Annotated in this window: 11 protein-coding genes, 1 tRNA gene and 1 pseudogene; 8 read left to right on the forward strand and 5 right to left on the reverse strand. The window is 71.1% G+C overall.

Going from position 1 to position 12900, the window contains the following annotated elements:
- Nucleotides 1-561, forward strand: a pseudogene (locus AB0B40_RS36900) (sugar hydrolase); the annotation flags it as partial.
- Between the two features lie 94 nt (nucleotides 562-655).
- On the opposite strand, the gene AB0B40_RS36905 reads toward AB0B40_RS36900, so the two are convergent.
- A complete protein-coding gene (locus AB0B40_RS36905) occupies nucleotides 656-1705 on the reverse strand; it encodes a LacI family DNA-binding transcriptional regulator (RefSeq protein WP_345047537.1) in 1050 nt (349 codons plus the stop codon).
- A 493-nt stretch (nucleotides 1706-2198) separates the two neighbouring features.
- Between AB0B40_RS36905 and AB0B40_RS36910 the strand changes: the two genes are divergently transcribed.
- The 5 genes from AB0B40_RS36910 (at nucleotide 2199) to AB0B40_RS36930 (ending at nucleotide 8398) form a co-directional block, all read left to right on the forward strand.
- The gene (locus AB0B40_RS36910) at nucleotides 2199-3518 is read left to right on the forward strand and encodes an ABC transporter substrate-binding protein (RefSeq protein ID WP_345047538.1); all 1320 of its coding nucleotides are present in this window, start codon (nucleotides 2199-2201) and stop codon (nucleotides 3516-3518) included.
- 233 nt (nucleotides 3519-3751) lie between these two features.
- Nucleotides 3752-4744, forward strand: a complete 993-nt coding sequence (locus AB0B40_RS36915) for a sugar ABC transporter permease (protein WP_345047539.1) — start codon at nucleotides 3752-3754, stop codon at nucleotides 4742-4744.
- A gap of 14 nt (nucleotides 4745-4758) precedes the next feature.
- Nucleotides 4759-5679 carry a carbohydrate ABC transporter permease gene (locus AB0B40_RS36920; RefSeq protein WP_345047541.1) on the forward strand — a complete coding sequence of 307 codons (921 nt, stop codon included), beginning with the start codon at nucleotides 4759-4761 and terminating at the stop codon, nucleotides 5677-5679.
- A 95-nt stretch (nucleotides 5680-5774) separates the two neighbouring features.
- A complete protein-coding gene (locus AB0B40_RS36925; protein WP_345047542.1) occupies nucleotides 5775-7217 on the forward strand; it encodes a GH1 family beta-glucosidase in 1443 nt (480 codons plus the stop codon).
- A gap of 125 nt (nucleotides 7218-7342) precedes the next feature.
- On the forward strand, nucleotides 7343-8398 hold the full coding sequence (locus AB0B40_RS36930) for a LacI family DNA-binding transcriptional regulator (protein ID WP_345047544.1): 1056 nt from the start codon (nucleotides 7343-7345) through the stop codon (nucleotides 8396-8398).
- Nucleotides 8399-8489: 91 nt separating this feature from the next.
- Here AB0B40_RS36930 and AB0B40_RS36935 read toward each other — a convergent pair.
- The 4 genes from AB0B40_RS36935 to AB0B40_RS36950 form a co-directional block, all read right to left on the reverse strand.
- Nucleotides 8490-8562 (reverse strand) — tRNA-His (locus AB0B40_RS36935).
- 106 nt (nucleotides 8563-8668) lie between these two features.
- Nucleotides 8669-9271: an oligoribonuclease gene (gene orn / locus AB0B40_RS36940; protein WP_345047545.1), complete on the reverse strand. Its 603-nt coding sequence runs from the start codon at nucleotides 9269-9271 to the stop codon at nucleotides 8669-8671.
- Between the two features lie 124 nt (nucleotides 9272-9395).
- On the reverse strand, nucleotides 9396-10613 hold the full coding sequence (locus AB0B40_RS36945; protein ID WP_362267964.1) for a helix-turn-helix domain-containing protein: 1218 nt from the start codon (nucleotides 10611-10613) through the stop codon (nucleotides 9396-9398).
- 377 nt (nucleotides 10614-10990) lie between these two features.
- Nucleotides 10991-11260, reverse strand: a complete 270-nt coding sequence (locus AB0B40_RS36950; protein WP_345047548.1) for a hypothetical protein — start codon at nucleotides 11258-11260, stop codon at nucleotides 10991-10993.
- 313 nt (nucleotides 11261-11573) lie between these two features.
- Between AB0B40_RS36950 and AB0B40_RS36955 the strand changes: the two genes are divergently transcribed.
- Nucleotides 11574-12101, forward strand: a complete 528-nt coding sequence (locus tag AB0B40_RS36955; RefSeq protein WP_161287437.1) for a universal stress protein — start codon at nucleotides 11574-11576, stop codon at nucleotides 12099-12101.
- 126 nt (nucleotides 12102-12227) lie between these two features.
- Nucleotides 12228-12788, forward strand: a complete 561-nt coding sequence (locus tag AB0B40_RS36960) for a GPR1/FUN34/YaaH family transporter (RefSeq protein ID WP_345047550.1) — start codon at nucleotides 12228-12230, stop codon at nucleotides 12786-12788.
- The last annotated feature ends 112 nt before the right edge of the window (nucleotides 12789-12900 follow it).

Below are 12900 nucleotides of genomic sequence, written 5' to 3' on the forward strand. Positions count from 1 at the left end.
GACATCGAGGGCGGCGCGCTGCCGAACACCGCCGCCAACACCCGTCGCGCCCAGGCCATCGCCCGGCTCCAGGCCCAGCACCCCGGCCTGGACGTCTCCTTCACCCTCCCGGTGATGCCCGAGGGCCTCACCCAGGACGGCGTGAACCTCCTCGCCGACGCCAAGTCCCACGGCGTACGGATCGGCACCGTCAACATCATGGCGATGGACTACGGCGCCTCGTACAGCGGTGACATGGGCACCTACGCCGAGCAGGCCGCGACCGCCACCCAGGCGCAGGTCAAGAGCGTGCTGGGCCTGTCCGACTCCGCCGCCTGGAAGGCGGTCGCGGTCACCCCGATGATCGGTGTCAACGACGTCTCCTCCGAGGTCTTCAAGGTCGAGGACGCCGTACAGCTGGCGGACTTCGCCAAGTCCAGGGGCCTCGGCGGGCTCTCCATGTGGTCCGCGACCCGCGACAAGCAGTGCGCAGGGGGCGCCAAGCCCACCGCGGACCCCACGTGCAGCTCGGTCACGCAGGCCGAGTTCGCCTTCGCGAAGGCGTTCGGGGCGTTCCACTGACCCGGCACCGACGGGTCGCCTGAGCGGGGGCGCGGCACTCCGGGGGGAGGGCCGCGCCCCTTCCGGCCGTGGAGGAGATCACCGGCTCCACCCGTCAGGCCGACTCGCGTACCACCAGTTCGGTCGGCAGCACCACGCCCCGCCGTCCGGTGCCGCGGTGGGCGATCTCCTCCAGCAGGAGACCCGCCATGGCCCGGCCCATCTCCTCCAGGGGCTGGCGGACGCTGGTCAGCGGCGGGTCGACGTGCCGGGCCACGATCGAGTCGTCGAACCCGACCAGTGCGACGTCCCGCGGTATCCGGCGGCCCGCCGCACGCAGTTCCTGCACCGCGCCGGAGGCCATCACGTCGGAGGCGGCGAAGACGGCGTCGAGATCCGGGCGCCGGCGCAGAAGTTCCCGCATGGCCGCGCGTCCGCCCTCCTCCGTGAAGTCACCCCCCGCGATCAGGTCCTCCTCGACGGGGGCTCCGGCCTCCCGCAGGGCCTCGTGGTAACCGTCGAGCCGCGCCCTCGCCACCTCCATGTCCAGGGGGCCCGTGATGGTGCCGATGAACCGGCGCCCACCCGCCAGCAGATGCCGTACGGCGAGCCGGGCGCCGCCCCGGTTGTCCGCCCGGACATGGCCCAGCCGCTCCCGGTCGCCGCGCCGCCCGGCCAGCACGGTCGGCACGGCCAGTTCGTCCAGCCGGTCGGGCAGGGTGTCGTCACCGTGGACCGCCATCATCAGCACACCGTCCACCCGTTGCGCGGCGAGATAGGCGGCGAGCCTGCCGTGCTCCTTGTCGTCGCGCGTGAGAACCACGAGCAACTGCATCCCGGCGTCCGCGAGTCCGGCGGACACGCCCCGGATGATCCCCGAGAAGTACGGTTCGGAGAAGAGCCGGTTCTCGGCGTCGGGCACCACCAGCGCGACCGCGTCCGTGCGGCGCGTCGCCAGTGAACGGGCGGCGCGGTTGGGGACGTAGCCGAGTTCCGCGATCGCCCGCTCGACGGCCGCCCGGGACCGGTCGCTCACCTTCGGCGAGCCGTTGATGACCCGCGAGACCGTGCCACGGCCCACACCGGCCCGGGCGGCGACGGCGTTCAGGGTCGGGCGCCGGGCCTCCGCGGTCCTGGGCGGCTGCGGCGGTTCGGCAGGGCTCATCGTTCACCTTCCGGCGTGTCGTGGTGAGAGCGCTTCATTCTGACCCAGAGAGCCGGGCAACCGGCCCGCTGCGGCGCCGAGTTGTCCGGCAGCGGGGATCGACCCGCCGGTGACCTGCCCCGACGCCGTACCGGTCCGCCGAACGACCGCCGTCGCGCCCGGAGTTGCGCGACACGTTCCCGTGACGCGCGGAACACGCTTACGCAACAACGCCGTCTTCAAGTCTTGACACCCGGCCTGGCACCAACGAGTCTTCCGGCATGCCGCGTGGGAGCGGTCCCACGGAGCGACCGGGGGGCTCTCCCGTTCGGCTCGAACCACCCATGGCCTTCCCCTCTACCTTGCATGGCACACCGTTGACCAGCGCCTTTCCCCTGCACGCCGGGTGCTGTGGGCTAGCCGCTGCTCAAACCGAGAGGGCAGGTCCGGACCGCCGGGGCCCGGCGGCCCGATTCCCGAGGTCCCGTTCCCCACTGGAACAAGGAGTAGTGGAATGCGCATCACCCGTACCGGCGGCGGTCACGGCCGCAGAGCGGCGACCCTGACCACGACGGTCCTGACGGCCTCCGCCCTGCTGCTGACCGGCTGCAGCAACGGCGACGACTCGGACACCTCGGATGCCAACGGGAACATCACCCTCACGGTGGCCGACTTCGGGCAGTTCGGCTACAAGGAGGCCGACCTGTTCGCCAAGTACCACCAGCTGCACCCGAACATCACGGTCAAGGAAGAGACCACCGCCAACGAGCAGGACTACTACCCGAAGCTCCTTCAGCAGCTGAACACGGGCAGTGGCCTCGCGGACGTCACGGGCATCGAGGTCGGGCGCATCAAGGAGGTCGTCGACACCCAGGCGGCCAGGTTCACCGACCTCGGCAAGACGATCGACGTGAACGACTGGGTGTCCTGGAAGGAGAAGCAGGCCACCGCCGCGGACGGCACGGTGATAGGCGCGGGTACCGACATCGGCCCCATGTCCCTGTGCTACCGAAAGGACCTCTTCGAGAAGGCCGGCCTGCCCTCCGACCGCGAGGCCGTCGCCAAGGCCGTCGCCGGTGGCTGGGAGGACTACCTCAAGCTCGGTGAGCAGTACAAGAAGAAGGCACCCTCCGGCACCTACTTCATGGACTCCGCGTCCGCCATGTACAACGCGGTCGTCAGCTCCTCCTCGCAGCAGTACTACGACGCCGACGGCAAGCCGGTGTACAAGGACAGCCAGTCCGTGAAGCAGGGCTGGGACCTGGCCGCCGAGGCCGCCGGCAAGAAGCTGAGCCAGGGCCTGCCGCAGTTCACCGACGCCTGGAACGCGGCACTGCGCAAGGGCACGGTGGCCACCGTGGCCTGCCCCGCGTGGATGGCGGGCCAGATCTCCGTCAACTCCGGTGACGACTACAAGGGCAAGTGGGACATCTCCCGTGCCCCCGGCTCGACCGCGGCCAACTGGGGCGGCTCCTTCCTGACCGTCCCGAAGAGCGGCAAGCACGTCAAGGAGGCGACCGAGCTGGTCAAGTGGCTGACCGCCCCCGAGCAGCAGGCCGCGGTGTTCAAGGCCATCGGTGTCTTCCCGTCCAACAAGGGCGCCTACGAGCTGGCCGACGTGAAGAACGCCAAGCTCGCGTACTTCGGTGACGCCCCCATCGGGCAGATCTACGCCGAGGAGGCCAAGTCCATCCCCGAGGCGGTGCTCGGCCCGAAGGACGGCGTGATCAAGGACACGATCTCCACCCAGATCAACAACATGGAGCAGCGGGGAACCAAGTCCGACGACGCCTGGAAGGCCGCGACCGAGTCGATCGACAAGGCACTCGGCTAGCCGCTCCCGCCCGGCGGCCCACCACAGGCCCGCCCCCGCGGCGAGCGCCCGGCGCCCGAGCGGCGCCCGGCGCCCGAGCGGCGCCCGGCGCCCGAGCGGGGCCGCAGGCGGAGGCGGAGCCGCCGCACCGGACGAACCGAGCCGGCACCGGCACCGGCAGGTGCGGGCCGGCCCGGTCCCGGGACGCGCCTGCCGCCCCACCCGGCCGAAACCTCCAGGGAAGGACTCCCTCCGTGGCAACGACAACCCCCGCCCGGGGCGCCTGCACCCCGCCACCAGGCGGCACCGGTGCCGCGCCGGACGGACGCGGCACATGGCGCGCCCGGCTGTGGCGCCTCGACGACAAGGCGTCCCCGTACGCCTACATCGCCCCCTTCTTCCTGATCTTCGGCGCCTTCGGGCTCTACCCGCTCCTCTACACCGGCTGGATCGCCCTGCACCGGGTGGAGATGACCAGCCTCGACCAGTCCCAGTGGGTCGGCTGGGACAACTTCGGCAGGATCCTCCAGGACTCCGAGTTCTGGACGGCCGTCTTCAACACCTTCGTCATCGGCGTCATCTCCACCGTCCCGCAGCTGCTCGTGGCGCTGGGCCTGGCCCACCTGCTCAACTACAAGCTGCGCGCCAGCACCTTCTGGCGGACCGTCATCCTCACCCCGTACGCCACCTCGGTGGCCACGGCCGCCCTGGTCTTCGCACTCGTCTTCCGCGCCGACGGCGGCATCCTCAACTGGGTGCTGCACTTCTTCGGCGCCGGCAACATCGAGTGGGGCAACGGGGAGTGGACCTCCAAGATCGCCATCTCGGTCATCGTGATCTGGCGCTGGACCGGCTACAACGCCCTGATCTACCTGGCGGCCATGCAGGCGGTCCCCACCGACCTGTACGAGGCCGCCTCGATCGACGGGGCGTCACGCTGGCAGCAGTTCCGCAAGGTGACCGTTCCCTCGCTGCGGCCGACGATCCTGTTCACCATCGTCATCTCCACCATCGGCTCGATGCAGCTGTTCGGTGAGCCGCTGCTGCTGCAGGGCGGCACCCTCGGCTCGATCGGCGGCAGCGAGCACCAGTACGAGACGCTCAGCATCTACCTCTTCAACTACGGCTGGAAGCTGGGCCACTTGGGCCCGGCGGCGGCCGTGGCCTGGGCCATGCTCGTCCTGCTGCTGCTCATCGCCCTGATCAACTGGATCGTCGGCCGGTTCGTGCGCGACAACGCGGCCTGACGGGAGCGACATCGATGACCACGACCAGTCCCACCACGACCGCGCCGGACCTCGGCCCGGCACCGCTTCCCACCGCCCCCGGCAAGGGCCCCGGCCGCTTCCGGGTGGGAGCCGGCCGGCAGCTGCGGGGCGGCCCCTTCACCTATGCCGCCCTGACCGTCGTCGGCCTGGGCTCGATCATCCCGCTGTACTGGACACTGGTGGCCGCCTCGCACGACCAGCAGCGCGTCCTGGACAGCCCGCCACCGCTGGTACCGGGCGGCAGACTGTGGAGCAACCTCCAGGCGGCCTGGGAGCAGGCCCACCTCGGCACGGCCATCGTCAACAGTGTCGTCGTGGCCGGCTGCATCACCGCGGCCACCCTCTTCTTCTGCACCCTCGCCGGCTACGCCTTCGCCAAGATGCGCTTCCGCGGCCGTGGCGTGCTGATGACCGCGGTCATCGCCACGCTGACGATCCCGCCACAGCTCAGCGTCGTCCCGCTGTTCATGATGATGTCGGACATCGGGTGGGGCGGCCGGCTGGAGTCGGTGATCTTCCCGACGCTGGTCGGCGCCTTCGGGGTCTTCTTCATGCGCCAGTACCTGACGGAGGCCCTGCCCTACGAGCTGATCGAGGCGGCCAAGGTGGACGGGGCGAGCAACTTCCGCATCGTGTGGAGCGTCGTCCTGCCGGTGGCCCGGCCCGCCATGATGGTGCTGGGCATGCTCACCTTCGTACAGGCCTGGAACGACTTCTTCTGGCCCTTCCTCGCGCTGAACCAGGAGAACCCCACCATCCAGGTGGCCCTCGGCCAGCTCAGTGCCTCGTACACCCCCGACCAGAGCATCGTCATGGCCGGAGCACTGATCAGCACCCTGCCTCTGCTGGTGGTCTTCGTCATCTTCGGCAAGCAGATCGTCGGAGGGATCATGGCGGGCGCGGTCAAGGGCTGAGGCCGTCCCTCACCCGCGCCCTCTGCGCCTCTCCTCCCGCACGCCGGACCGCCGTCCGCCGCCCGTTTCTCACCCCCCTTGGGAGCGTTCTCACCATGACCGCCGTACGACCCGAGACCACGGCCCAGCCGGCCTCGGCACCGTCTTTCCCGGCCGGCTTCGTCTGGGGTGCCGCCACCGCCGCCTACCAGGTGGAGGGGGCCGCCGCCGAGGACGGCCGCACCCCGTCCATCTGGGACACCTTCAGCCACACCCCCGGCAAGGTCCGCAACGGCGACACCGGCGACATCGCCGCCGACCACTACCACCGTTACCGCGACGACGTGGCCCTGATGAAGGACCTCGGCCTCCAGGCGTACCGGTTCTCCGTCTCCTGGTCCCGGGTCCAGCCCACCGGACGCGGACCCGCCGTCGAACGCGGCCTGGACTTCTACCGCCACCTCACCGACGCGCTCCTGGAGGCGGGCATCACCCCCGTCGCCACCCTCTACCACTGGGACCTGCCGCAGGAACTGGAGGACGTGGGCGGCTGGCCGCACCGTGACACCGCTCACCGCTTCGCCGACTACGCCGATCTCGTGGCCCGCGCGCTGGGCGACCGGGTCGGGATGTGGACCACCCTCAACGAACCCTGGTGCTCGGCGTTCCTGGGATACGGCTCCGGCGTCCACGCGCCGGGGCGGACCGACCCGGCCGCCACCCTGCGTGCCGCCCACCATCTGAACCTGGCCCACGGGCAGGCCGTCGGCGCCCTGCGCGCCGCGCTGCCGTCCACCGCCCAGACCTCCGTCACCCTGAACCTGCACCAGGTGCGCCCGCTCACCGACGGCCCCGAGGACGCCGAGGCCGCGCGCCGCATCGACGCGGTCGGCAACCGGATCTTCACCGGGCCCCTCCTGGACGGCGCCTACCCCGAGGACCTGCTGGCCGACACCGCGCACCTGGTCGACTGGGACGCACTGGTGCGCGACGGGGACCTGGCGGAGATCTCCCGGCCGATCGACGTGCTCGGCGTCAACTACTACTCGCCGACCGTGGTCTCCCTGCCCGCCGACGGGGCCGCGAGCACCAGGAACGACGGCCACGGTGCGAGCGACCACTCACCGTGGACCGGGTCCGAGCACATCGCCTTCCACCTCGCCAACACCGAGCTGACCGCGATGAACTGGGCCATCGACGCGGACGGACTGCACACGCTGCTGACCGGACTGGCGGCCTCCCATCCGCGTCTGCCGCTCATGGTCACCGAGAACGGCGCCGCGTTCGACGACTACGTCTCCCCCGAGGGACGGGTCGCCGACCCCCAGCGGATCGCCTATCTCCATGCCCACCTGGACGCCGTCCGCCGCGCCATCGCCGACGGGGCCGACGTGCGCGGATACTTCCTGTGGTCGCTGCTGGACAACTTCGAGTGGTCCTACGGCTACTCCAAGCGCTTCGGCGCCGTCTACGTCGACTACCCCACCCAGCGCCGTATCCCGAAGGCCAGCGCCCACTGGTACGCCGAGGTGGTCCGCTCCAACGCCCTGCCCGCCTGACCTGCGCCGTACGGCGGGCGTGACCCCGGCTCCGGTCACGCCCGCCGCGGCCGGCGGAAGCGAAGACGCCTGCGCCACGGCTGTTACATTCCTGGCCTGACGGCGGTGAGCGGAAGGCGGCGACCATGGCGGGCAACGGTGTGAAAGGCCGGGGCGGCCGGCGGCCGACCCTGGAGGAGGTCGCCGCCCGGGCCGGGGTCGGGCGGGGCACGGTCTCCCGGGTGATCAACGGCTCGCCCCGGGTCAGCGACTCCACCCGCGCCGCCGTCGAGGCGGCAGTCGCCGAACTCGGCTACGTCCCCAACACCGCGGCCCGCGCCCTGGCGGCCAACCGTACCGACGCCATCGCCCTGGTCGTCCCCGAGCCGGAGACCCGGTTCTTCGCCGAGCCGTACTTCTCGGACATGCTGCGCGGGGTCGGCGCGGAACTCTCCGACACCGAGATGCAGTTGCTCCTGATCTTCGCCGGCAGTGACCGGGAACGGCAGCGCCTGGCCCAGTACCTCGCGGCCCACCGCGTCGACGGCGTCCTGCTGGTCTCGGTGCACGCCGACGACCCGCTGCCCGACCTCCTGGCCCAGCTGGAGATCCCGGCCGTGATCAGCGGCCCGCGCTCGGCGGCCGAGTCGCTCACCTCGGTGGACTCCGACAACTACGGCGGCGCCCGCTCGGCGGTGGAGCACCTGCTGAGCCGGGGCCGCCGCCGGATCGCGCACATCACCGGCCGGCTGGACGTCTACGGCGCCGAGCGCCGCGTGGCCGGCTACCGGGACGCCCTGCGCGACGCGGGGCACGCGGTGGACGAACTCCTCATCGAGCCGGGTGACTTCACCGAGGAGGGGGGCCGCCGGGCGATGACGACCCTGCTGTCCCGCCATCCCGGCCTGGACGCGGTCTTCGCCGGCTCGGACGTGATGGCGGCCGGCGCCCGGCAGGTGCTGCGCGAGGCGGGCCGCCGCATCCCCGACGACGTCGCGCTGGTCGGGTACGACGACTCCGCCATCGCCCGCCACATGGACCCGCCGCTGACCAGCGTCCGCCAGCCGATCCAGGAGATGGGCCGGGCGATGATCGACTTCCTGCTCACGGAGATCGCCGGCCGCCGCCCGGCCGCGGCCCCTGAGCCGGAGCGGCGCCAGGCGGTGCTGCCGACGGAGCTGGTGGTGCGGGCGTCGTCGTGAACGGCGCGGGCCGGGCGACCCCCACCGCCCACCGGAAAACGCAGTCAGCCGGTGACCCGTCTTGCGACGGTGTCACCGGCTGACTACTCAGGGTGAGTGACGGGACTTGAACCCGCGACTTCCTGGACCACAACCAGGTGCTCTACCAGCTGAGCTACACCCACCACGACCGGCGGTGGAACTTGTCGTTTCCCCGACCGGCCGAGAAGAAGTCTACATGGTTCGAAGGGGTGCTCGCGCACACGTTTTCGCGCGGCCCCCGCGGGCGGGCTACGGCGCGGGCAGGACGTGCTTGGCGGCGATCGCCTTCGCGGTCTCGGAGTCCGGGCCGGGCTGCGGCACGAAGACGGCCTCGCGGTAGTAGCGCAGCTCGGCGATCGACTCGCGGATGTCGGCGAGCGCCCGGTGGTTGCCGTTCTTCTCCGGGCTGTTGAAGTACGCCCGCGGGTACCAGCGGCGGGCCAGCTCCTTGACCGAGGACACGTCGACGATCCGGTAGTGGAGGTAGCTCTCCACGGCCGGCATGTCCCGCAGCAGGAAGCCCCGGTCGGTGCCCACGGAGTTGCCGCACAACGGCGCCTTGCCGGGCTCCTTCACGTACTCCTTCACGTACGCCAGCACCTGCTCCTGGGCGTCCTCCAGAGTCGTGCCGTTGTCGAGCTCGGCGAGCAGCCCGGACGCGGTGTGCATCTGACGCACCACCTCCGGCATCGTCTCCAGTGCCCGGGCCGGCGGGCGGATGACGATGTCCACCCCTTCGCCGAGTACGTTCAGCTCGGAGTCGGTGACGAGGGCGGCCACCTCGATGAGAGCGTCGTCGGACAGCGAGAGGCCGGTCATCTCGCAGTCGATCCACACCATGCGATCGTTCATGTGTCTCACCTTACGGCGAGCCGCGCTGAGCTGGACCGACCGTGCGGCGACCTCTGTGTGCGCGGACCGGGCGAAGGGGGCGGAGTCCGGCTCCGCCCCCTTCGCCTCTCTGTTCGGCTGTCGCTCAGCTGCCGCTGCGCGGCCCCGGCAGCAGGCCCACCGCGCCGGCCGCGGCCCGGCGGCTCTGCATCGGCACCCCGCCGTCCCGGTGGTCGTGCAGCAGGGAGGGTGGCGGGGGCACCGGCCCGGGTCCGGACAGGCCCGCGGGCGAGCCCTGTCCGGGGGCCGGCACCGCCGGCTCCGCCTCACCCGGCCTGTCGCCCTGCGGCCGGCGGGCCCGGTAGGCGGCCCGGTAGGCGGCGGGGGACGAGCCGAGCTGGCGGCGGAAGTGCCCGCGCAGCGCGACGGGGGAGCGGAAGCCGCACCGGCCCGCCACCTCGTCCACGGAGTAGTCCGACGTCTCCAGCAGCCGCTGCGCCTGGAGCACCCGCTGGGTGATCAGCCACTGCAGCGGAGCGCTCCCGGTCAGCGAACGGAACCGGCGGTCGAACGTACGGCGGCTCATGTAGGCGCGTGCCGCCAGCGTCTCCACGTCGAACTGCTCGTGGAGGTGTTCCAGCGCCCAGGCGACGACCTCGGCGAGCGGGTCGGCGCCGATCTCCTCGGGTAAAGACCGATCGAGATAGCGCTCCTGACCGCCCGACCGGCGCGGCGGGACCACCAGGCGCCGGGCGAGCGCGCCGGCCGCCTCGTTGCCGTGGTCCGTCCGCACGATGTGGAGACAGAGATCGATTCCGGCCGCCGTACCCGCCGAGGTGAGCACGTCGCCGTCGTCGACGAACAGCTCCCGTGGATCGACGTGTACCGACGGATAGCGCTTGGCCAGTGTCGGTGCGTACATCCAGTGCGTGGTCGCCGGGCGGCCGTCCAGCAGTCCGGCCGCCGCGAGCACGAAGGCGCCCGTGCACAGCCCGACGATGCGGGCGCCTTCCTCGTGTGCCCGGCGCAGCGCGTCGAGTGCTTCCTCCGGCGGCGGTGATGTGATCGAACGCCAGGCCGGTACGACGACGGTCCCTGCTCGGGAGATCGCCTCCAGCCCATGTGGCGCGGTGAGTTCCAGGCCCCCTGTGGTCCGCAGCGGGCCTTCCTCGCCGGCACACACCAACAGGCGGTAGCGCGGCACGCCGGCGTCCTGGCGGTCGATCCCGAACACCGACAACGGAATGGAACTCTCGAAGATGGGCCCGCCGCTGAACAGCAGCACCGCGACGATCTCCTTGCGGCGTCGCCCGGAGAGTTTCCGGGCCGCGGCATCCGGCGCGGCAGTGGAGTCGTGGCTCATACTGCTAAGCCCCCCTCGGTGGTCGCGGCTCCTCGGTTGTGTCGCTCCTGCACGTTTCCCCTCGGTCCTGCACGAGTCCCCCGCCGTACGACATCAAGATCGAATCTAATGGCTCCCGCGATCTCGCGGTGACCAGTTCGACACGCCGGACATTGTCGACATGACAACTTGGCGTGAAGCATTCGATCACGAAGCGTTGCACTCGTGAGCCGTGCAGGGAAGTGCGCCTTGTCGCAGTGGCCAAACCGCGTAGGGTGCGCAGCGGTCTCTGGACCCTTTCCGTGCAGGTGGAACGGGGGTTGGGGGGTGGTCGGGGACCCCCTTGGCCGATATCCAGAAGTTGGCTGAAAAGCAGCGTTCGGAAGCGCGGAAACAGGTCAGTCGACCGGTGTCTGCCCTCGCGTGTGACGTCCACCTCTTTGCGCGGCGCAACGCTCGGTGCCCCGCTCCGAGCGGCGCAGCAGCACCCGGCACACAGCCGTGACGGCGGTGAGCCCCAGCGCGGTTCCCGCGGCGCCGGCCAGCGAGCTGCCGTACCAGAGGAGCACCACGGGCACGAGCACGCAGCTGAAGGCGGCCCAGCGGATCACGTCGCTCGCGGTGTCCGGCGCCGGGCGCTGCTCGCTGCTGGATCGGGGTCCGGGCATCTCGTACTCCCTGTGGCGGTGGCTCACCCCGGTTCAACGCCCGTCCGACCGGTCGGTCACCGTCCGTACATCTGTGAACCCTGTGCAAACCGCCTGTACGGGGCAGCAACCATTGCGTTACGGGCGCGGCTCGTGCATGCTCCGGTGAACCCCTGCGGACGTCGGGGGCCGCTCACGGAGCGTGCGCGGGATCTGGGCCCAGGAGGCGTGCCGCCGTACCCTTGGGGGTATGGGCTTGGGAAGATGTTTCCCGGACACAGCTCCGCCGCACACTGTCGTCCCTCCCAAAAAGGATCACAACGCCGAGACAGCCATGGCCGGTCACGAATTCTTCGAACCCGCGGACCGCAAGCGGCCGGTCGCCGATCCCACGGCGGCCGAGCCCCAGGCGGCGGAAGAGTCACGCCCTTCCTGTGATCCCGCCTTCCGGCACGGAGTGGTCGTCGGCTTCGACGGCTCCACCTCCAGTGAGCGCGCCCTGGCCTACGCGATCGGCATGGCCCACCGCTCCCACTCCGGCCTGATCATCGTGCACGTCGCCAACCGGCTGCCCACCACCGTGTGGGCCGGCTGCGAGCCGCCCGTCTTCGTCGACGTGCCGGACCACCGCACCGAGGTCCTGGGGCTCGAGCTGGCCTGTGCGGACTATCTGGCCGAGGTGCCGTGGATCCTGGTCGAGCGGGGCGGGGACATCTGCCACGAACTCGAAGAGGTGGGGCGGGAGTACGAGGCGGACGCGATCGTCGTCGGCTCCACGCACGGCATCGTCGGCCGGATCTTCGGCTCCGTCGCCGGGCGGCTCGCCAAGCGGGCGCGGCGGCCCGTCATCGTCATCCCCTGAGCCTCCCCGATCCTCCTCACTCCCTTTGTGCAGCGCGAAACTACTCGCGCGTAGAGGTGGGTTGTGCCCTTGTGAAGGGCATATACCGGTCACCGCGCAACTGCACCTGCACGAAGGGAGCCCGCCGTGGACAACGAAGTCTCCGCGGGAAGCGGAAGCACTACTGTGGTCGGCCGACTCGCCCTGGGAGTAACCCTGTTGGCGTTCGGGCTCGGTACGACCGGTGTCATCGACGGTGTGGCCGCGTCCGACGCGGTCTCAGTGGCCCACTACGTGGGCGGAGTTGCCCTGTTCCTCGTCGGCCTGCTGGCCCTCCGCGTCGGCGACGGCGTGTCCGGTACCGGCTCCGCGGCCCTCGGCGCCATGTGGTTCACCTGGGCGGTCGCCGCTCACTCCTCGGCCGACGCGGCCGGGCTCTTCCTGCTGCTGTTCGCCCTCGTGGCCCTGACCCTGACCCTCGCGGGCGGGGACAGCCTCGGACAGGTCATGTACGGGCTGCTGTTCCTGGCGATGGTGGTGCTGGCCGTCGCGGCCTTCGCCGACAGTTCCGCTCTCGCGAAGGCCGGGGGCTGGGTGGCCGTCGTGTCGGGCGCGGTGGCCTGGTACGCGGCGACCGCGGCGCTCGCGCACTGGCCGACGGTCCTCTCCGGGCGTGCCGCCGGCCGGGGGGTGACGGCCACCGGCTGACACCTGGGGCCTGTCTGAAAATTCCCGTCGTCGCCCGGAGGGCGGCCTCGCGGCGTCAGGTGCGTGCTCTCGGCGCGCCGGGCGTAGGCCCTCGTACTGGGCGTACTCGGGT

The organism is Streptomyces sp. NPDC042638 (assembly GCF_040647235.1).
Taxonomy (GTDB): domain Bacteria; phylum Actinomycetota; class Actinomycetes; order Streptomycetales; family Streptomycetaceae; genus Streptomyces; species Streptomyces rameus.